We start from the raw sequence: 19,416 nt of genomic DNA, 5'->3' as shown, positions 1-19,416 counted from the left end.
TCGATCAGTTCAACCGCCAGAGCGTGACGGTGAGCAGAGTCGCGAAGGCGACCCAGGCGGCGTAGGGCACGAGCAGCCACGCCGCGAACCGGTCGAAGCGCCAGGACAGGCGGATGGTCCAGAGGATCATCACCAGCATCGCCGCTGCGACGATTCCCGCCCAGCCGAGGGCATGGGCCGAGAAGAAGACCGGCGACCAGGCCGCGTTGAGAGCGAGCTGGGCGAGGAAGGCACCGACCGCCAGCCACCATCCCCGCCGCATCGGACCCGTCGCCGGAGACGCTCCGAGCAAACGCCAGAACGACAGCGCGATCATCGCGTAGAGAATCGTCCAAGCTACCGGGAACAGCCAGTTCGGCGGGTTGAAGCCGGGCTTCGTCAGGCCGGCATACCAGCCCTCGATGTTCGGCATGGTGCTGAGCGAGCCGACGACGGACGTCGCCACCACCGGCAGGATGGCGACCGCGAGTCTCGCTATCGGAGAGAGCGGCGAGCGATACGGAATGTGAGAGGTGGTCATGCCGATGTCTTACCCGTATCGCGATTCTCCGTTCCGGTCCCGTGGGGCCCGAACCCGACGAGATCGTCGAGGGAGACGGCCAGGGCCGAGGCGAGCTTGCACAGGGTCTCGATTGTCCCCTCCCGTTTTCCCGTCTCGATCTGCGACAGGTAGGCCTGCGCGATGCCGGCTTTGTCCGCGAGGGTTGCCGCCGTCATGCCGCGATGGTCGCGCCAGACACGGATGCGATTCTCACCCGAAAGCAATCGTTCGACGATCGCCGAGGGCACGAGTTCTTCTTCACCGAGGGCGAGCTTGCGCTGAAACTCGGTGACGGCGAGGCGATCCTCCGCATTCTCGGCGGCTTCGAGCAGGGCTTCGTATTCCGCTTCCGGCAACACGACGAGCCGCTCGCCCCCTGCCGTCACGATCGTCTGGGCACCCATGGCGAACCGTCCTGATTTAATCGTATGCGCTACCGCGAGGCGCGATTTTAATGATGGCGAGGATATGCCCGTCCTGGGTGAACAGGATTCGCCAGTCGCCGACCCGCAGGCGATAGACACCATGCTGACCCTTCAGAGCCTTCACGTTGTTGGCCTGAGACCCCGGATGTCCGGCATATTCGTCGATCTTCGTTCGAATGAGTCTCGCTACGTTCGCCGGCATGCGGGTCAGTGCCCTCACGGCGTCCTTGCTGTAGGCGACCTGCATCATGACGTGAGCGGATAGCGAAATTCGTCGAGGCGGAACATAGCATTCCGCTATTGTTTCGCTGCGTCTCTCCCACGGGTCAAGCGGCCCATTTGCCGGAACGATACCTATGTCCGAACCCGCCGAAGATCCCTCGTCCACTCACGCCAAGCCGGGTTTCACCAAGCGTACCCTCGCCGCGCAGGCCATGGGCCATGTCGATCCAGTGACGCGGGCGGTGGTGGCGCCGCTCCATGTCTCGACGACGTTCATCCGCGATCCCGACAACGGCTACAGTTCGAGCTTCTCCTATGCCCGGCCCGACAACGCCACGACCCGCGAGGCGGAGGCCGTCATTGCCATGCTGGAGGAGGCGGAGGCCGGCGCGATGCTGTTCGGCTCCGGCATGGCGGCGGCCACGGCCGTCTTCTCGGCCCTGGAGCCCGGAGACCATATCGTCGCCCCCCTCGTGATGTACTGGGCGCTCAAGCGCTGGCTGCAGCAGGAAGCGCCGCGCCGGGGCTGGGGCCTCGACTTCGTCGCCATGGACGATCTCGACGCCCTGCGGGCTGCGATCAGGCCGGGCACGACGAAGCTCGTCTGGGTGGAGACGCCCGGCAATCCGCTCTGGACCATCACCGACATTGCTGCCGCGGCCGAGCTCGCGCACGGGGCAGGGGCGCGTCTCGCCATCGATTCCACCGCCGCCTCGCCGATCCACACACGGCCCCTGACGCTCGGGGCCGACATCGTCATGCATTCGGCCACCAAGATTCTGAACGGTCATTCGGACGTTGTCGCCGGTGTCCTCGCTTCAGCGCGCACCGATGCGTTCTGGGAGCGGATCGGCGCGATCCGTGCCGGCGGTGGGGCGATCCTCGGGCCATTCGAGGCCTATCTCCTCATGCGCTCGCTGCGGACCCTACCCCTGCGGGTCGCCGCGCAATCGGCCAATGCGGCGGACCTCGCCAGGCGCTTGTCGGCGCATCCGCGCGTGGCGTCGGTGCTCTATCCCGGCCTCCCCGACGATCCCGGCCATGCGGTGGCGGCACGCCAGATGGAGGGCGGTTTCGGCTTCATGCTGTCGATCCGAGTCGCGGCCGGCGAGGAGGCAGCCATCGCCACGGCGGCACGGGTGCGCCTATGGAAGCGCGCCACATCGCTCGGCGGCGTCGAGAGCCTGATCGAACACCGCGCCTCGGTGGAAGGGCCGGGCACGCCATGTCCGCCCGATCTGCTACGGCTCTCGGTGGGGATCGAGCATGCGGACGACCTATTCGCCGATCTGGACGCGGCCCTCGGCTGATTTCCTCGTTCGTTCTTGGTGCGATCCCGCCCTTCGCGCATTGTGCGAGGGACGGACCGCCGCCGGGCGGTCGCCGCGCTGCGAGCGAGGACGACCCGATGCGATACCCTGTTCCCCTTCTGACCGGTGCCCTCGCGCTCGTCGCTCTCACCGGGGCCGCCTTGGCCGCCGATGGGCCGCCCAAGCTCGACGTGCAGGCGACCTGCAAGTCGTCGGTCCGCGCGGAAGCCAGCGTCAGCGACACTTCCACCGTCGAAGGCTGCCTCCGTTCGGAGGAGGCGGCGCGCAAGGAAGCCCAGCGCCGATGGGGCGACTATTCGCCAGCCGCCAAGAGGCAGTGCGAGAAGCAGTTCGAGGCCGGCGGCTTCCCGTCCTACGTGGAGATGGTGACTTGCCTCGAACTGGCGAGCGGCACGGTTCCGACGCAGGGCACCGGACCGGGCGCGGATACCAGTTCCGGCGCCCGACGTGAGAAGGCGGATGGGAATGCCGGCGCCGCCACCGCCGAGCCGAAGCCAAGCCAGCGCACCAACCCGATCGAAGTGCTGGAGAAACCCTAGCCTCTCACTGCTCTGACCTCATCGCGGTGCGGAGATTTCCGCCTCCGCGCTTGCCCAGACGTCCGGGCGAACGGGCTTGCTGCGCTCTTCGCCCCGGCGGACCGATGCGAGGTCCAGGAGTTCGGCGCCACGGTCGGTGTCGTCGATGGAGAGGAACAGGCCGTTCCTCTGCGAGGCGCGGCCGAGATCGGCACGGCTGGTCAGCACGCTGAAGGCCGGGCTCGTGAGCAGGGCGAGGGCCACCGGCCCCATCCACAGGGCGAGCCAGGGGTCACCTGCATATGCGAGAAGGCCGGTGAGCAGGGCGCCCGCCACCAGGGCGTCCACCTGCAAGCGGATCGCTTCCGACCATGGCACCTGCCGGTCGTCGCGCGCCTGTGAATCCCAGCGCACCACGCGGCCGATGAAGGTGGTGGCGACGGCGCCGGCGGCAAAGACCGTCATGATCGGCCAGAGCAGCACCCAGACGATCTGTTCGAGCACGGCGCTCTTCAGGAGCGAGGCGGTGCCGCCGAAGGCCGCACGGCGGGTCGACGACGCCAGGACGTGACCGAGGCTGAGAAGCTTCGGCAGGGCCAGCACGGCGACAACGAGGGCAGCCAGCGCGTGGGCGGCGAGGCCCGTCCCGGTGAGTCCATAGGCCAGGAGGCCGAGATCGCCGGTCACGGCGGCCTGGATAGAGGCGGTGGCGAGGAACAGCACCCAGAGCGGGCAGGCGAGGTAGGACAGGATCCCGACCATCAGGTGCCAGCGGCTCGCCGCCCGAAGACCCGGCAGGGTGGTGATGCGCAGGTGCTGCATGTTGCCCTGGCACCAGCGCCGCTCGCGACCGAGAAGATCGATGAGGTTCGTTGGCATCTCCTCCCAGGTGCCGCCCATCTCCGGCAGGAGGTGGACCTCCCAGCCGGCCCGGCGCAGGAGCGCGCCCTCGACGATGTCGTGGCACAGGATCTCGCCGCCGAGCGGCGCCTTGCCGGGCAGCACCGGCAGTTCGGCATTATCGGCGAAGGCCGCGACCCGCAGGATCGCGTTGTGTCCCCAATAGCTTCCATCCGCGCCCTGCCAGGTCTCGAGGCAGCGGATCGACAGCGGCGCGTAGAGCCGCACGGCGAATTGCTGGATACGGGCAAACAGCGTGTCCCGGCCGGTCGCGTAGGAGACGGTCTGGATCAGCCCGACCTTGGGCGCTTCCTCCATCAACCGGGCGAGGCGGCGCATGGTGGCGCCGGTCATCAGACTGTCGGCGTCGAGCACGATCATGAAATCGTATTCCGAGCCGTAGGACTTGCAGAACTCAGCGATGTTGCCGGCCTTGCGGCCCGCATTGTCCTGGCGCCGCCGGTAGCGGAAGCGCGGCAGGCCAGGGCCGTTCAGGCGCGCCCATGCCTCGATCCGGGCGAATTCATGCTCTTCCACCGCCGCGATGGCACCGTCACGCGTGTCGGAGAGGACGAAGATGTCGATATCGGACCCGTCGCCGCCGCCACGCTGAAGCGAGCGGGCCATGACGCGCAACGCGGCGAACACCGCCACCGCGTCTTCGGCATGGATCGCCACCACGGCAGCCGTGCGGCTGAGGCCCGAGGCGGTGGCCGGAACCGTGGCCGAGCGGATCTCGATCGCGGATTTGGCGTCATCGCCGAGCCCCGCCGCCACGAGTCCGTAGACGTATTGCCAGGCGACGAAGGATTGCCACGTCATCACGAGGCCGAACAGGACCAGCACGGTCCAACCCAGAATGCCGTCCGGGCGTCCGTAAGCGGACAAAGCGAGCCAGGAGATCGCGGCCGCGGTGGCCAGGGTCGGCAGGGCCAGCAGGAGCCGCCGCATCAGCAGCGAAGGGGCCTCGCCGGACTGACTTTCGGGAATTGCCGGGTTCGGGATTCCGACCGGGGATGCGTCGTGCGACAACCGCGTGATGGACATGGGGCGCTGGACACTCGATCGAGGCTGAGAGGGGCCGTCGTCCATCATGAAGCGAAGGACATCGATGATACGGGGCGACGGTGAAGACGAGCGTTCGGGGCGTGATGCCCCCTCGCGGCGACAGACCTTGCAAACCGCGCTCAGCGTGGCCGCAGGCATGATAATGCCTAGTGCCGTCGACCTGAATACCGTCAGAACGATGGCCGCCGATAAAGTCGACCCTCCCCGTGACGGGCCGATGACCTTCGAGGGCGTCGTGGCCCAGGCCCGCCGCCTCGCAGGCGCACCCTACCGGCCCGCTCCGGAGGATCTGCCGGCATCCCTCGCTGGCCTCAGCTACGACGGTTACCGCGCGATCACCTTCCGTCCCGACGCAGCCCCTCGCCTCGGTGGTTCATTCTCGCTGCAGCTGTTCCATCGCGGTTTCCTGCAGAAGAAGCGCGTCGCCCTGTTCCTCCAGCCGCCGGACGGGCCGCCGCAGCCGATCCTCTACCAGTCGGGCCTGTTCGATCTCGGCTCCGATCTGGCAGGGCAGGATTTTCCGCGCGATCTTGGCTTTGCCGGCTTCCGGCTGCATCACGCCTTCGACGATAGGAAGCCGGCTCACCAAGAGGAATTCCTAGTCTTCCTCGGCGCCTCGTATTTTCGGCTTCGCGGAAAGGCGCAGGAATACGGCCTGTCGGCGCGCGGTGCCGCGATCCAGACCGGCGGTCCCGGCGCGGAAGAGTTTCCGGACTTCACGGCGTTCTGGATCTGCGAGCCGAAGGCCGATTCCCGCGCCGTCACGATCCTGGCGCTCCTCGATTCACCGAGTCTCGCGGGTGCCTATCGCTTCGTGGTGGAACCCGGCGCGACCTCGCGAATGGTCGTCACCGCCTCGCTGCATCCCCGCGCCGCGATCCCGCGTCTCGGCCTCGCGCCGCTCACCAGCATGTTCCTGCATGGCGCGAACGGTCCGGGCGCGCGCGGAGCCGAGCCGTTCGACGATTTCAGGCCCCAGGTTCACGATTCCGACGGGCTCGTGGTGGCGACCAAGGACGATCGCCTTTGGCGTCCCTTGAGCAACGGACGGCGAGAGCCGCAGATCTCGGCTTTCCGCACCGAACCCCTCGACGGGTTCGGACTGTTCCAGCGCGAACGAAACTTTGCCGCCTATCTTGATGTCCAGGCCCGTCACGAGGCGCGACCCGGCCTCTGGGTCACGCCCCAGGCAGGGTTCGGCGCCGGGGGTGTGCAACTTTTCGAAATCCCGTCCCGCGAAGAGTACATGGACAACATCGTCGCCGCCTTCGTGCCGGATGCGGCCGTCGCGGCGGGGAGTGCCCTCGACCTCGCCTACACTCTCGCCACTGTCGGGGCCGAACCGGACACCGCGGTGCTCAGCGCGCTCGCCCGGGTGGTCTCCACCCGCGTCGGTTCGGCCGAGCGCTTGCGCCCGACCACGCCGCCCAGCCCGGAGCGGCGGCTCTACGTCATCGATTTCGAAGGGCCGGGCCTGCCCACCGGCCCAGCCGGTGACATCGCGGCCGAGGTCTCGGCCAGCGCCGGCGCCATGGTCGATCCGGTGGTGGAGCGGGTGCCCCAGACCGGCGGCTGGCGCCTCTACGTGGAATGGCGCCCGCCGACGCCGCTGCCGCCCGGCGACGTCGTCCTGCGTGCGCGCCTCATGCGCGCCGGTCGCCCGATCAGCGAGACCTGGGACAACGCCGCCTGATCGCCGGGCAACCTCACGACTTGGCGAGGTGCGACAGGGATCGGAACGAGAGTACCGGCCGGGGAGTCCTACCTTGGAACAACACCAAGTTGCGGAGCCGCACGGTTCTCTCGAGGCCGTCGAAACGCCTCGGGGCGCGGAATCCGCCATTCCCCGGAGCAGCACCCTTGGCGACCGAGACCCCCTACCTGCGCTACACGCCCGCCGTCGAGATCCCTGAAGCCGATGAGGCCGAGACCAGCCGGGCCCTGAACGAGACCATGCGCTCCATCAGCGAGACGACCCTCGCCCATGGCGGTCATGCCATCCGCAGCGTCCATGCCAAGGCGCATGGCGCGCTGAGGGCCGAGTTGGAGGTGGCGACCGACCTGTCCCCCGAACTGGCGCAGGGCCTGTTCGCGAAGCCGGGGCGCTATCCGGTGGTGATGCGCTTCTCGACCATTCCGGGCGACATCCTGGACGACAGCGTCTCCACCCCACGCGGCGTGGCGATCAAGGTCCTCGGTGTTGAGGGAGAGCGTCTCGAAGGATCGGAAGGGGATGCCACGCAGGATTTCGTGCTCGTCAACGGGCCGGCCTTCTCGGCGCCGGGACCGAAGCAGTTCCTGGCGACTCTGAAGCTCCTCGCCAAGACCACGGACCGGGCGGAAGGGCTCAAGAAGGCCGCATCGGCGGCGCTTCGGGGCGTGCAGAGCGCAGTCGTCGCGACCACCGGTTCGCCGAGCCCGACCCTGGCGACCCTCGGTGGGCAGCCCGAGACGCATCTCCTGGGCGACAGTTTCTACAGTCAGGTCCCGCTGCGCTTCGGCGATCACATCGCCAAGATCTCCCTCGTCCCGGTCTCTCCCGAAATGAGGGCGCTGGCGAACAAGCCTCTGGACGACACGAGCGCCGCCGACGCGATCCGCGAGGCGGTGATGGAGCATTTTCGCATCCACGGCGGCACCTGGGAATTGCGGGCGCAGCTGTGCCTGAACCTCGACGACATGCCGGTGGAGGACGCCTCCGTAATCTGGCCCGAGACCGCGAGCCCCTACCGTACCATTGCCACCCTCACCGCCGCGCCGCAGGCGAGCTGGAGCGAGGCCCGCGCCGCCTATGTCGATGACGGATTGTCGTTCAGCCCCTGGCACGGGCTGGCCGCGCACCGGCCGCTCGGCGGGATCATGCGCATGCGCAAATCGGCCTACGAGATGGGCAAGCGCTTCCGGGCCGAGAAGAATGGCCGCCGCATCGAGGAGCCGAAGAACCTCGACGCTCTGCCGGATTGACGCCGGACGTTGCTGCAATGCGACAGGGCAGCGGCGATGATCGGTGCGGGATCATCCCGCAATTGACCCTCTCGTCGCGGCCGACCTAGCCTGAGACTGACGGTTCCTCTTCGGGGGATCAAAAGGGAACGCGGTGAGGATCTTGCGTCCGATGCCGCGGCTGCCCCCGCAACTGTAAGCGGCGAGCCCATCATCAACACGTCACTGGGTCTTCGGGCCTGGGAAGACGATGAGAGGGCGTCGACCCGCGAGCCAGGAGACCTGCCGTCAGTCGTGGTCACACGCGAAACGCATCGGGCGGGGTGTCCTGGTGGGGTGTCGGGGCCTGCGCTCGCGTAGGGATCGGCTTCGTTCGCGGTGACGTGCCACTGCCGTTGCCCGAGGTCTCCGCCTGTGTCCGCCCGTCTCGTCCCTCCGCTCCTCGCCCTCGGATTTCTGGCATCCGCCTCGCCGGTTCTTGCTCAGTCCGGGACGGCAACCACCGCCGAGGCGACCCTCAACGAACTCTCCGTGGCCGCCGACATACGCCCGCCCCCTGCAACGGCCGGTCCCGGTCTCGGTGGGGCCACTGGTGGAACCGGCGGGGCCGAGGCGTTCGGCGCCCTGTCCGCTCCCGCGCTGACGTCGAGTTCGGGCGTCATCACCGGCAGGGCCCTCAACGATCGCCCGGTGACCCGCCCCGGCGAGGTGCTGGAGGCCGTGCCCGGCCTCATCGTCACGCAGCATTCCGGCGAGGGAAAAGCCAACCAGTACTTCCTGCGCGGCTTCAACCTCGACCACGGCACGGACATCGCCATCACCATCGACGGCATGCCGGCCAACATGCGCACCCATGGCCACGGCCAGGGCTATGCCGACATCAACTTCCTCATTCCCGAACTCGTCGGCGCGGTGGAGTTCCACAAGGGCCCGTATTTCGCCCGTGACGGGGATTTCGCCTCCGCCGGATCGGTGCGGATCGACACGATCGACGCGGTGCCCCGCCCTCTTGCGCTCACCTCCATCGGGAGCTTCGGCTACAAGCGGGCGCTCACCATCGCCTCCGCACCCCTCGGGGAGGGGACGCTCCTCGCCGCTGGCGAGGCTCAGGTCTATGACGGCCCGTGGGTGGTGCCGGACGACATCCGCAAGCTCAACGGCGTTCTCCGCTACAGCCAGGGCACTGCCCTCGACGGGTTCTCCCTCACCGGCATGGCCTATTCCAACCGCTGGACGGCGACGAACCAGGTTCCGCAGCGGGCCATTTCCGAAGGCGTGATCGGCCGCTTCGGCACTCTCGACCCGAGCGATGGGGGTAATGCGAGCCGCTTCTCCCTGTCGGGCCGCTGGAGCCGGTCGGACGACGGCGGCGTCACCCGCGCCAGCGCCTACGTCATCCGCTCGAACCTCAACCTGTTCAACAACTTCACCTATTTCCTCAACGACCCGGTCAACGGCGACCAGTTCCGCCAGCTCGACAGCCGCACCGTCGCCGGCGGCGAGATCGCTCGGGTGTTCAAGGGTGAGCTGTTCGGCCTGCCCATGGAGAACGAGATCGGCGTGCAGGCGCGGTTCGACGACATCCATGTGGGACTGTTCAACACGCGGGCGCGCACCTCGCTTTCCACCGTGCGCGACGACCGCGTGCAGGAGGGCAGCGCCGCCCTCTACTTCGAGAACCGCCTGCGCTGGACCGACTGGCTGCGCACCAGCGTCGGCCTCCGCGCCGACGCCTACGACGCGAGCGTGAGATCGAACAATCCGCTGAACTCAGGCCATGCGCAGGACGGCATCGTCAGCCCCAAGCTCGGCGTCGTGTTCGGCCCCTGGGCCGAGACCGAACTGTTCGTGAATTACGGCGAGGGCTTCCATTCCAACGACGCGCGGGGCGCGACCATCACGGTCGATCCGGGCAACCCTCTGTTCCCCCTCGACCGGGTGCCGCTGCTGGTGCGCTCGGTGGGCTCGGAGGTGGGCTTGCGCAACCGCTCCATCGCCGGTCTCGAATCGACCGTGACGCTGTTCCAGCTCGATTTCGATTCCGAGAACCTGTTCGTGGGTGATGCCGGCACCACCGAGCCGAGCCGCCCGAGCCGGCGCACCGGCATCGAGTGGACCAACCACTACGCGGTCACGCCCTGGCTCGCTCTCGACGCCGACCTCACCGTCACCCATGCCCGCTTCGCCGATCGCGACCCGGCCGGAAGCCGCATTCCCGCCGCCCCCACCGCCATCGCGGCGGCCGGCTTTACCCTCGGTGAGGCGCTCGGCTGGTTCGGCACGATGCGGCTTCGCTATTTCGGGCCGCGCCCGCTCATCGAGGACAATTCCGTCCGCTCGAAGCCGACCACGCTGGTGAATGGCCGCATCGGCTACAACTTCGAGAACGGCGTCACGGTGCAGTTCGACATCCTCAACCTGCTCAACGTCAAGGCGAGCCAGATCGACTACTTCTACGAGTCGCGACTGCGCGGCGAGCCGGCCGGCGGCGTGGCCGACACGCATCTGCATCCGGTGGAGCCGATGGCGGTGCGGCTGACGGTGGCGGGGCGGTTTTGAAGATTATCATCGGGGCAAATATTGCGATTGTAAATTGTTGGTGTTCAGAAATTAGCGGATAAATGAATGCTACCGATAAGATTTAGCCCATTCGGCCAAGGATTTTCGCACCGCACTAGGCCATTCTCTAACCGGTGGCTGTACGATTATATTTTTATATCTTGGCTTAAAAGCAGTGTAAATGGTTTTTGTCTGCAGATCGAGTGAAATAAATGAGCCTGTCTGATCGCATTCTGATTTAATGCATGCGGTTCCTGTCAGAATATCACCTTCATACACCGTGCTGCCAATCCCTGATATTTGTTCAAGATAATGTTTCAGATTAGGACCAACATTACGCTCGATAGATTTCAGTAACTCATTGCTTTCTAGAATATCGGACGGGTGCGTAATTTTACGATCCCACAGAGTGTTCCAGCCCTTTGACGTATCAGCAGATTTTGTCATCTCTGTACGGGAGAGCCCGGTCTCTGGTAACCAAATCCACGTGCGAACTTTTCTGCCGACAGCTCCTTTTTCAACGATATGAATGCTATCGTCTCGATATGTTATATTTGTTTCGGCGCAAACATCGAGTGGGCCAAATAATTTGGGGGGCTTGCCATTCTCGATTGATATTATGAATGGAGCAGCGTCGCACGTGTTGCCCCCAGGGCCAGCCGAGCCAACTATATAGAAAACATTATTCATCCGATCTATTTTTTTGAGATGGATATTGGCAGCCTTGACTATTATGTTTCCCCCAAAATTTAGAACACGATTGAAGTCCTTGTCCTCATACGAAGGATTGTAGGAAAGTCTGTGACCGAAAATCTCAATGTCGATTTGCTGGGCTTTGGCGGGAGAGAGTAAATAAGCAATGCATATTGTAACAATAATTAGGTATAATTTCATCGATATGGTGCCTTTTATAGCCTATTAAATAAGTATATTAGTGGTTATAGGAGAATGTAATTCGGAGGTATGTTCAAGATCTGTTGCCGTTTAGGTTGGGCCAGAGGTATTGTAATTTGGCGCTTGACGGACAACCCGGTCCTAAACGCGTCAGGCTGAACTCGGTCCCGTTCCAATAAAGGATCGGCCCGCAGGGATGCTCGTCGGCCTCGTCGCATTTCGGCCCGTGGTCGTCGATGAGGATCGCCGGGCGGCCATCGAGGTTTCGAAACGCGAGTTCGTGCACTTCCATGTCGAACACCTCGACGAAGGTGCCGTTCGACGAGGCGAGGATCTGCGTCGCGCAGCCCTCGGCGCTGCACGCCTCGGCCGACTCGCCGTCGTCGCCGCATCGAACGGCCCCAAAATTGAGGGTGAAATCCGGCACCCCGTCTCCGTTCACGTCCTGCCGCTTGAGGAAATCCGGCCTGAGTGTGGACGTCCGGCCCTTGCAGATATCCGTGGCCGCAGCGACGGCAGCCGCGACCGGCGGCGGCAGATCCTCTGCTGCGGCGGCGAAAGTCAGACCTGCGAACATCACGATTGCGGAGGCATGGCGCATACCGGAAGGATGTCGGCGCTGGCTGATTCTGTCGAGGGATGAGGGCAGCGTCCGGTTGAGTTGAAGCCTTTGGCGCGCGAGAACGCCTTCGCCGCCTTCAGCGCGACCGAATGCCGAAACGACATCACTGCCGCAGGATAAGACGACGCCTGTGACCCGACCTGAACGGCGACCGCTCTAGCGGAGAACTTGCTACGGCCCCACCCGCTTCCGCACCACCATCTCCCCCCGGAACAAGAACTTCTGCGCGCGCTTTCCGGTGTCCACCTCCGTGGTGAACACGTTGCCCTTGCTGTCCACGGCGAGGTTGTGGACCCAGTGGAAGTCGCCGGCCATGCGGCCGTTGCGGCCGAAGGCGCCGAGCACTTCGCCGGTGTCGCGCTTGAGGGTGCGGACCTCGTTGTTGGCGCCGTCCGCGTTGAGGAGGTAGGTCTGGTCGGGGTCGGGCCAGAGCGCCAATTCCCAGACCGAGCCGTTGGCGCGGGTGTTCTTTTCCACGAAGAACTCCTTCACGAAGCTGCCGTCGCGGCGGAACACCTGGACCCGGTCGTTGGCCCGGTCGCAGACATAGACCAGCCCGTCGCGGGCGATCTGGACGCAATGGACCGGGTTGCGGAATTGCTGGGCCGGCGCGGCGGCTGGGTCGTAGGCGGGCAGGGTCTCGTCGGTGGGCGGCTTGCCGTAGGCGCCCCACATCCGCTTGAACGCCCCGGTCTCGGCATCGAACACGATGACCCGGTGGTTGAAGTAACCGTCGGCGACGAAGAGCTCGTTGGTCTCGGGGTCCACCTGCATGGCGGCGGGCCGTCCGAGGCGGGTCGTGTCGAGGCTGTTGGTCTGTGGACCCTGCTTGCCGATCTGCAGGACGAACTTGCCCTCCGGCGTGAATTTCAGGATCAGCCCGTCCTGCTCGCCGTTGCCGGCGAGCCAGACGAAGCCTTTGTGGTCGATATGGATGCCGTGCTCGTTCTGCGGCCAATCATAGCCTTCGCCAGGCCCACCCCATGACCTGACGAGGGTGCCCGCCTGGTCGAAGACGAGCACGGGCGGAGCGGGGTGGCAGCATTTGGTGCGCGGCGGGTTGAGACTCGCGGCCTTCTCGTCGTCGGTGAGGGAGCGCGGGCGCTGCACCACCCAGATCCGGTCCTCGGCATCCACCGCGACGCCGGACGCCTGACCCATGATCCAGTTGTTCGGCAAGGGTTTAGGCCAAGTCGGATCGACCTGGAAGGTCGGGGGCTCCGCTGCGGCCACGCCTGCGAAGGCGACGGCGAGCACGGCCAGACCAAGCCTGAGCCTCATGGTATTTCTCTCCCAAACCCGTTTTTTGTTGAAGTAAGTCTCCGCCGGGCCGGGGCCTTTGTCCATCGACCGCACCTGACCGATCGGTATTGACACGCGGCATTTGTCACCAGGATCGGCCTTCGAGAATCCACCGGATCACCCCTCCGGTTTGACCGCTCTCCGGCCCGGCCTGTAGACACCGCGGCCCCTTCACGCGCGCGAGGATTCCATGGCGGCCATCACTGCAACCATCGCGGCGGAGCTCAAGGTCGCCGAGCGGCAGGTCGTTGCTGCCGTCGAACTCCTCGATGGCGGGTCGACGGTGCCGTTCATCGCGCGCTACCGCAAGGAGGTCACCGGCGGCCTCGACGATTCCCAGCTCCGCGATCTGGAGGAGCGCCTCGCCTATCTGCGCGACCTGGAGGCGCGCCGCGCCGCCATCCTCGAGAGCATCGACGGCCAGGGGAAGCTCGACCCGGCCTTGAAGGCGCGCATCCTCGGTGCCGACACAAAGGCACGGCTCGAAGACCTCTACCTGCCGTTCAAGGTGAAGCGCCGCACCAAGGCGCAAGCCGCCCGCGAGGCCGGGCTCGGCCCCCTGGCGGAGGCCTTGCTCGCCCATCCCGAACGCGCGCCGGAACAGGCTGCCGCCGCCTTCGTCGATGCGGGCAAGGGCATCGCCGATGTCGAGGCCGCGCTGGAGGGCGCCCGCACCATCCTGATCGAGCGATTCGGCGAAGACCCGGAACTGGTGGGCGCCTTGCGCGACACGGTCTGGCAGCGCGGCCGGATGACCTCCACCGTCAAGAAGGGCAAGGAAGCGGCCGGCGAGAAGTTCGCCGACTATTTCGACTTCTCCGAACCGCTCACGCGCCTGCCCTCGCACCGCATCCTGGCCCTGTACCGGGGCGAGAAGGAGGACATCCTCGACCTCGACATCACCGACGCCCCCGGCGACGTGGCCGAGAAGGGCGTGCCCACCTGGCAGGAACTGCGCATCGCCCGCGCCTTCCGCATCGGCGATCATGGCCGGCCGGGGGACCGATTCCTGATGGAGACCGTGCGCCGGACCTGGCGCACCAAGCTGAAACCCGCCCTCGACACCGATCTGCGCGGACGCCTGAAACAGGTGGCCGAGACCGGGGCCGTGGGCGTCTTTGCCGGAAACCTTCGCGACCTGCTGCTTGCCGCCCCCGCCGGTGCCCGGCCGACTCTCGGCCTCGATCCGGGGTTCCGGACCGGGGTGAAGGTCGCGGTGGTGGATGCCACCGGCAAGGTCGCGGCCACCGACGTGATCTACCCGCACGAGCCCCGCCGCGACTGGAACGGCGCGCTCGTCGCGCTGGCCAAGCTCTGCCGCGCCCATAAGGTCGAACTCATCGCCATCGGCAACGGCACCGCCTCGCGCGAGACCGACAAGCTCGCCGCCGAACTCATCGCCAAACAGCCGGAGTTGAAGCTCACCAAGGTGATGGTGTCGGAGGCCGGCGCCTCGGTCTATTCGGCCTCCGCCTATGCCAGCGCCGAATTGCCGGGCCTCGACGTGACCCTGCGTGGGGCTGTCTCCATTGCGCGGCGCTTGCAGGATCCGCTCGCCGAACTGGTGAAGATCGAGCCGAAGGCCATCGGCGTCGGTCAGTATCAGCACGATCTCGGCGAGGGCCAGCTCTCCAAGGCCCTCGATGCGGTGGTGGAGGATTGCGTGAACGGCGTCGGCGTCGACGTGAACATCGCCTCCGCGCCCCTGCTCGCCCGCGTCTCCGGTCTCTCCGAGCGGGTGGCGGCCAACATCGTGACGACGCGGGACGAGAAGGGCCCGTTCCGCACCCGCGCAAGCCTCAAGAAGGTGGCCGGCCTCGGGCCCAAGGCCTATGAGCTCGCCGCCGGCTTCCTGCGCATCCGCGATGGCGACGATCCCCTCGATGCGTCGGGCGTGCATCCGGAAGCCTATCCGGTGGTGCGCCGCATCCTCGCCGCCGCCGGACAGCCCATCCAGGCCGTCATCGGCAACGGTCCCGTCCTGAAGAGCCTCGACCCGAAGCGCTTCACCGACGAGACCTTCGGCCTGCCCACGGTCACCGACATTCTGTCGGAATTGGAAAAGCCCGGCCGCGATCCGCGACCGGCCTTCAAGACCGCGACCTTCCAGGAGGGCGTCGAGAAGATTTCGGACCTCCGACCCGGCATGCGCCTCGAAGGCGTCGTCACCAATGTCGCCGCCTTCGGCGCCTTCGTCGATATCGGGGTCCACCAGGACGGTCTCGTCCACATCTCGGTCCTGGCCGACCGGTTCGTGAAGGATCCGCGCGAGGTGGTGAAGCCCGGCGACGTGGTGCAGGTGCGCGTCGTCGAGGTGGATGCCAACCGCAAGCGCATCGCGCTCAGCATGCGCTCGGAGGAAGCGGGTGCGCCGCGCGGCGGGCGGCCGGAGGAACGCTCCTCACGTCCCCCGCAGAGACCTGCGCCAAATCCGGCGCCACGCGGCCCGGCCCCGGACGGCGCGTTCGCCGAGGCCCTGCGCCGGGCGGCTGAGGGCAAGGACCGGGGACGCCGCTGACGGTGCGCATTCCCCCTCTCCCCGTGCGCGGGGAGAGGATCGCGGACACCTTGCCGTGTTCGCGATGAGCGGAGGCAAAGCCGAAGCGAGGGTGAGGGGGACTCTTCGGATGAGGCTCCTTCGGACGCGCCCCCTCACCCTCGGCTGCCGCCTCGCCGCGCCGACGACGAGGTCGTCGCGGCCCTCTCCCCGCAAGCGGGGCGAGGGGATGCACCCTCCCTCAGCACGCCGCCACGTTCACCGCGAGACCGCCGAGCGAGGTCTCCTTGTACTTCGCCTGCATGTCGTTGCCGGTCTGGCGCATGGTCTCGATGACCTCGTCCAGGCTGACCCGATGGATGCCGTCACCGCGTAGTGCCAGGGAGGCGGCCACCACCGCCTTGTTGGCCCCGAAGGCGTTGCGCTCGATACAGGGGATCTGGACGAGGCCGCCGATCGGGTCACAAGTCATGCCGAGATGATGCTCCATGGCGATCTCGGCGGCGTTCTCGATCTGCAGGGTCGAGCCGCCCAGCAGCGCGGCGAGGCCCGCCGCCGCCATGGCCGCCGCCGAGCCGACCTCCCCCTGGCAGCCGACCTCGGCGCCGGAAATCGAGGCGCGGCTCTTGATGAGACCGCCAATGGCTGCCGCCACCAGCAGGAATTCGCGGCCGCGCTCGTCCGACCAGCCGGGGCAGAAATCGCGGGCGTAGCGCAACACAGCTGGGACGATCCCGGCGGCGCCGTTGGTGGGGGCTGTCACCACCCGCCCGCCGGCAGCGTTCTCCTCGTTCACCGCGAGGGCGAACAGGCTGATCCAGTCCACGATCTCGTGGGCCGGCCGGGCGTTGATGTGGCGGTTGGCCTCCAGATCCTCGAACAGCTTCTTGGCCCGCCGCCGCACCTTGAGGCCGCCGGGCAGTTCGCCGGTCTGGCGCAGACCCCGGTCGATACAGGCGAACATCGCGTCGCGAATCGCGTCCAGCCCCTCGTCGATGGTCTCGCGGCTGCGGCTCGCGCCCTCGTTGGCGCGCTGGACCTGGGCGATGGAAAAGCCGGTGCGCAGGCATGTCGCCAGCAGATCGGCGGCGCTGGCATAGGGCAGCGGAAACGTCATTGCCTCGCCCACCGCCGCCGCTTCCTCGCCGACCACGAAGCCGCCGCCGATGGAATAGCAGGTGACCGTGTCGAGCACGCCGCCATGCTCGTCGAGGGCGCGGAACCGCATGCCGTTGGTATGGACCGGTAGCACCTCGGTGAAGTTGAAGACGAGATCGGTCTCGAGGGCGAAAGCCGGTCCACCGAGGCCGAGCCTGCCCGTCCGCTTCGCTTCGGCCACGTATTCGTCGACCCGGTCGGGGTCGATCCCGGCGGGGCTATGGCCGAGCAGGCCGAGAAGAATGGCGACATCGGTCCCGTGCCCGCGCCCGGTCCAGGCGAGGGAGCCGAAGATCTCGGCGCGGATGCGCGCGAGGCCGGGACGCCGCCGCGTCCGCTCGCGGAAATCGAGGGCCGCCACCATCGGCCCCACCGTATGCGAGCTCGACGGGCCGATCCCGATCTTGAACAGGTCGAAAGCGCTGATCATCGGTCCCGGTCCGCCTCATCCGCAGCGTCGCGCCACCATGCGGCAGTGCGATCGCTCATCAGACAGACCGTGATCTGAAGATCGCGCCCCGTCTTCGCAAGTGCGCCGTCCGACCTGCGAAATCCGGGCCGGACACGTTCTGTTCCGACGGGCCGCGTGGCGGGGGCGATGCTCCGGCTCATATCAGGCCACACTGAACCTGACCCAAAGACCAGGGCCGCTGAGGTCCTGCGGACGACCGCCGCCGCGCCGTCGCGTGGGCAGACCTCGATGAGTCCGGCTCATCGAGGTCTGGTATCAGTGGAAGAACGGCAGAAAGTGCGGCGCGTAGAGGCCGAAGCCCAGCATCACGAGGCCGGCGACGCCCAGGAACCCGCCCGCCAGCGTCAGTGCGGCGATGCCGGTGATGACCTGGGCCGAGGCGAGCACGATCCCGATCTGGAAGGCGGCCGAGCCGAATTCGTAATGGTGGTAGCGGTGGAGCGCGAGGTCGCGATGCTCCTGCGAGGCCCGCGCCTTCTCCTGCAGCTCCTTGCGCCCGTCGCCGGTGGCGGGGTCCGATTCCCAGCGCGCCATGGTCTTGGCCCATTCGGCCCGTTTGGCGGCGATGGCCGGTGCGTTGGCCGTCTCCGGAGGGATCAGGGCGAGGGTTTCGTCGGCAGTCTTGAGGATGGTGCCGCGGATGGTGCGGGCCTGGTAATAGGCCCACTGGTTGGAGGATTCGACGTTGGCGCTGAGCGCCTCGGTCTGCGCCCCCTTGGCCAGGGTCTCGGCCAGCGCCAGGAACAGCGCCAGCACCGAAATCAGCAGCGCGACCTTCTTGTTCGAGCCCTCGATGGCTCCGTGACCCGACATGCCGGATGCTCCCTCTCGTGTTCGACGGCGGGAGTCACAGCCGATCCGCCGAGGAAGCGCAACCGTTTCCTCGGTGGTTCTGGGCCTGCGTCGTCCGGCTCCTCAATCCTTGAAGACGTAGCCGGCGATGATCTTGAGCCCGACCGGGCGGCCGGCGGCGAGGCGGTGGGTATCGGAGGCCTCCACCACGACGGTCTTGCCTTCGGGGCGGTCCACCTCGATCCGCTGGCGGCCCTGGCTGCGGTATGACGAACGCACATGGCCTTCGAGATGGGCCTGGTCGGGCTCGGCGAATTGCAGCTGCCACGGTCGGGCATAGAGCTTGACCGGGCCGACGAGACCGGCCGGGGCCTTGACCGGGGTCAGCCGGCCGTTGACCCGCACCTCGCCCCCCTGAACGATCGCTTCGACTTCGATCGTGTCGCCAAGGAACTTGAGCACGGTGGAGGAGACCGGGTTTTCCTGGACCTCGTCCGGGGTGCCGATCTGTTCGAGTCGGCCCTTGGACAGGACGGCGACGCGGTCGGAGAGCTCCAGCGCCTCGTCCTGGTCATGGGTCACGAAGATCGTGGTCTGGCCGGTGCGGTCGTGGATCTCGCGAAGCCAGCGGCGCAGGTCCTTCCTCACCTGGGCGTCGAGGGCGCCGAAGGGCTCGTCCAGCAGCAGCACGCGGGGCTCCACGGCCAGGGCGCGCGCGAGCGCGATGCGCTGGCGCTGGCCGCCGGAGAGCTGCGACGGGTAGCGGTCGGCGAAGCCCGAGAGCTTGATGAGGTCGAGGAGATCGCCGACCCGGCGTTTGATCTCGGCCTTGGCCGGCCTGTCCGCACGCTTCCGGGCGTTGAGGCCATAGGCGATGTTCTCGGCCACGCTCATATGCTTGAACAGGGCGTAATGCTGGAACACGAAGCCGACGGCCCGCTCCTGCACCGGAACCCGCGTGGCATCGTCGCCGCCGAAGATGATGCGGCCGCGATCGGGAAAATCGAGCCCGGCGATGATGCGCAGCAGCGTGGTCTTGCCTGAGCCCGAGGGGCCGAGCAACGCCAGCAATTCGCCCGCCTGCACGTCGAGGGAGAGGTCGTGCAGCACCGCCGCCGTGTCGAAGGTCTTCGACAGGTTCTCGACCCGGATCGCCGTGGACGAACCCACCG

The 19,416-nt window shown here is 66.8% G+C and carries 16 protein-coding genes and 1 riboswitch; of the genes, 6 read left to right on the top strand and 10 right to left on the bottom strand.

From position 1 onward, the window contains the following. Positions 1 to 4: 4 nt before the first annotated feature. Genes ACYQR9_RS04440 through ACYQR9_RS04430 form a run of 3 tightly spaced genes read right to left on the bottom strand, consistent with a single transcriptional unit; the run spans position 5 to position 1,216 of the window. On the bottom strand, positions 5 to 520 hold the full coding sequence (locus ACYQR9_RS04440; RefSeq protein WP_461228827.1) for a TspO/MBR family protein: 516 nt from the start codon (positions 518 to 520) through the stop codon (positions 5 to 7). Continuing rightward, positions 517 to 945 (bottom strand): helix-turn-helix domain-containing protein, encoded by a 429-nt coding sequence (locus tag ACYQR9_RS04435; protein ID WP_461228826.1) that lies wholly within the window; start codon positions 943 to 945, stop codon positions 517 to 519. The genes ACYQR9_RS04440 and ACYQR9_RS04435 overlap by 4 nt, the downstream gene beginning before the upstream one ends. 16 nt (positions 946 to 961) lie before the next feature. Then, positions 962 to 1,216, bottom strand: a complete 255-nt coding sequence (locus tag ACYQR9_RS04430; RefSeq protein ID WP_056422885.1) for a type II toxin-antitoxin system RelE family toxin — start codon at positions 1,214 to 1,216, stop codon at positions 962 to 964. Between the two features lie 106 nt (positions 1,217 to 1,322). On the opposite strand from ACYQR9_RS04430, the gene ACYQR9_RS04425 reads away from it, so the two are divergent. Together ACYQR9_RS04425 and ACYQR9_RS04420 are read left to right on the top strand one after the other, a co-directional pair. Continuing rightward, entirely contained in the window at positions 1,323 to 2,498 is a 1,176-nt protein-coding gene (locus tag ACYQR9_RS04425; RefSeq protein WP_461228825.1) for a trans-sulfuration enzyme family protein, read from the top strand. Between the two features lie 98 nt (positions 2,499 to 2,596). After that, entirely contained in the window at positions 2,597 to 3,058 is a 462-nt protein-coding gene (locus ACYQR9_RS04420; RefSeq protein WP_461228824.1) for a hypothetical protein, read from the top strand. Between the two features lie 18 nt (positions 3,059 to 3,076). Here ACYQR9_RS04420 and mdoH read toward each other — a convergent pair whose 3' ends face one another. Next, entirely contained in the window at positions 3,077 to 4,984 is a 1,908-nt protein-coding gene (gene mdoH / locus ACYQR9_RS04415) for a glucans biosynthesis glucosyltransferase MdoH (RefSeq protein ID WP_461228823.1), read from the bottom strand. 238 nt (positions 4,985 to 5,222) lie between these two features. Here mdoH and ACYQR9_RS04410 point away from each other — a divergent pair, with 238 nt between their 5' ends. The 3 genes from ACYQR9_RS04410 to ACYQR9_RS04400 all read left to right on the top strand — a co-directional run bounded on the left by ACYQR9_RS04410 (position 5,223) and on the right by ACYQR9_RS04400 (position 10,507). After that, on the top strand, positions 5,223 to 6,698 hold the full coding sequence (locus ACYQR9_RS04410; RefSeq protein ID WP_461229732.1) for an OpgD/OpgG family glucan biosynthesis protein: 1,476 nt from the start codon (positions 5,223 to 5,225) through the stop codon (positions 6,696 to 6,698). 167 nt (positions 6,699 to 6,865) lie between these two features. Further along, on the top strand, positions 6,866 to 7,969 hold the full coding sequence (locus tag ACYQR9_RS04405; protein WP_461228822.1) for a catalase family protein: 1,104 nt from the start codon (positions 6,866 to 6,868) through the stop codon (positions 7,967 to 7,969). Between the two features lie 83 nt (positions 7,970 to 8,052). Continuing rightward, positions 8,053 to 8,252, top strand: a riboswitch (cobalamin riboswitch). Between the two features lie 110 nt (positions 8,253 to 8,362). Beyond that, positions 8,363 to 10,507: a TonB-dependent receptor gene (locus ACYQR9_RS04400; protein ID WP_461228821.1), complete on the top strand. Its 2,145-nt coding sequence runs from the start codon at positions 8,363 to 8,365 to the stop codon at positions 10,505 to 10,507. 69 nt (positions 10,508 to 10,576) lie between these two features. Here the strand turns inward: ACYQR9_RS04400 and ACYQR9_RS04395 are convergent, their stop codons facing one another. The 3 genes from ACYQR9_RS04395 to ACYQR9_RS04385 all read right to left on the bottom strand — a co-directional run bounded on the left by ACYQR9_RS04395 (position 10,577) and on the right by ACYQR9_RS04385 (position 13,304). Next, on the bottom strand, positions 10,577 to 11,401 hold the full coding sequence (locus tag ACYQR9_RS04395) for a hypothetical protein (protein WP_461228820.1): 825 nt from the start codon (positions 11,399 to 11,401) through the stop codon (positions 10,577 to 10,579). A gap of 73 nt (positions 11,402 to 11,474) precedes the next feature. Next, the gene (locus ACYQR9_RS04390) at positions 11,475 to 12,002 is read right to left on the bottom strand and encodes a hypothetical protein (RefSeq protein WP_461228819.1); all 528 of its coding nucleotides are present in this window, start codon (positions 12,000 to 12,002) and stop codon (positions 11,475 to 11,477) included. A 192-nt stretch (positions 12,003 to 12,194) separates the two neighbouring features. Further along, positions 12,195 to 13,304 (bottom strand): NHL repeat-containing protein, encoded by a 1,110-nt coding sequence (locus ACYQR9_RS04385; protein WP_461228818.1) that lies wholly within the window; start codon positions 13,302 to 13,304, stop codon positions 12,195 to 12,197. Positions 13,305 to 13,515: 211 nt separating this feature from the next. Between ACYQR9_RS04385 and ACYQR9_RS04380 the strand changes: the two genes are divergently transcribed. Then, complete coding sequence (locus ACYQR9_RS04380; protein WP_461228817.1) at positions 13,516 to 15,843, top strand: Tex family protein; 2,328 nt, start codon at positions 13,516 to 13,518, stop codon at positions 15,841 to 15,843. Between the two features lie 220 nt (positions 15,844 to 16,063). Here the strand turns inward: ACYQR9_RS04380 and ACYQR9_RS04375 are convergent, their stop codons facing one another. The 3 genes from ACYQR9_RS04375 to ACYQR9_RS04365 form a co-directional block, all read right to left on the bottom strand. Further along, a complete protein-coding gene (locus ACYQR9_RS04375; protein WP_461228816.1) occupies positions 16,064 to 17,410 on the bottom strand; it encodes an L-serine ammonia-lyase in 1,347 nt (448 codons plus the stop codon). 297 nt (positions 17,411 to 17,707) lie between these two features. Further along, on the bottom strand, positions 17,708 to 18,265 hold the full coding sequence (locus ACYQR9_RS04370) for a DUF4337 domain-containing protein (protein ID WP_207411111.1): 558 nt from the start codon (positions 18,263 to 18,265) through the stop codon (positions 17,708 to 17,710). Between the two features lie 102 nt (positions 18,266 to 18,367). Then, on the bottom strand, positions 18,368 to 19,414 hold the full coding sequence (locus ACYQR9_RS04365) for a sulfate/molybdate ABC transporter ATP-binding protein (RefSeq protein ID WP_056422852.1): 1,047 nt from the start codon (positions 19,412 to 19,414) through the stop codon (positions 18,368 to 18,370). Between the last annotated feature and the right edge of the window lie 2 nt (positions 19,415 to 19,416).

The organism is Methylobacterium sp. CM6241 (genome assembly GCF_054817845.1).
Note: the sequence above shows the minus strand (reverse complement) of the source record. Positions and strands in the feature narration are given on the sequence as shown.

What these genes read in the sequence shown, in the direction of transcription:
- ACYQR9_RS04425 (WP_461228825.1), top strand. Translation starts at nt 1,323, where the DNA reads ATGTCCGAACCCGCCGAAGATCCCTCGTCCACTCACGCCAAGCCGGGT.
- ACYQR9_RS04375 (WP_461228816.1), bottom strand. Translation starts at nt 17,410, where the DNA reads ATGATCAGCGCTTTCGACCTGTTCAAGATCGGGATCGGCCCGTCGAGC.
- ACYQR9_RS04440 (WP_461228827.1), bottom strand. Translation starts at nt 520, where the DNA reads ATGACCACCTCTCACATTCCGTATCGCTCGCCGCTCTCTCCGATAGCG.
- mdoH (WP_461228823.1), bottom strand. Translation starts at nt 4,984, where the DNA reads ATGTCCATCACGCGGTTGTCGCACGACGCATCCCCGGTCGGAATCCCG.
- ACYQR9_RS04385 (WP_461228818.1), bottom strand. Translation starts at nt 13,304, where the DNA reads ATGAGGCTCAGGCTTGGTCTGGCCGTGCTCGCCGTCGCCTTCGCAGGC.
- ACYQR9_RS04420 (WP_461228824.1), top strand. Translation starts at nt 2,597, where the DNA reads ATGCGATACCCTGTTCCCCTTCTGACCGGTGCCCTCGCGCTCGTCGCT.
- ACYQR9_RS04395 (WP_461228820.1), bottom strand. Translation starts at nt 11,401, where the DNA reads ATGAAATTATACCTAATTATTGTTACAATATGCATTGCTTATTTACTC.
- ACYQR9_RS04435 (WP_461228826.1), bottom strand. Translation starts at nt 945, where the DNA reads ATGGGTGCCCAGACGATCGTGACGGCAGGGGGCGAGCGGCTCGTCGTG.
- ACYQR9_RS04430 (WP_056422885.1), bottom strand. Translation starts at nt 1,216, where the DNA reads ATGATGCAGGTCGCCTACAGCAAGGACGCCGTGAGGGCACTGACCCGC.
- ACYQR9_RS04390 (WP_461228819.1), bottom strand. Translation starts at nt 12,002, where the DNA reads ATGCGCCATGCCTCCGCAATCGTGATGTTCGCAGGTCTGACTTTCGCC.
- ACYQR9_RS04380 (WP_461228817.1), top strand. Translation starts at nt 13,516, where the DNA reads ATGGCGGCCATCACTGCAACCATCGCGGCGGAGCTCAAGGTCGCCGAG.
- ACYQR9_RS04410 (WP_461229732.1), top strand. Translation starts at nt 5,223, where the DNA reads ATGACCTTCGAGGGCGTCGTGGCCCAGGCCCGCCGCCTCGCAGGCGCA.
- ACYQR9_RS04370 (WP_207411111.1), bottom strand. Translation starts at nt 18,265, where the DNA reads ATGTCGGGTCACGGAGCCATCGAGGGCTCGAACAAGAAGGTCGCGCTG.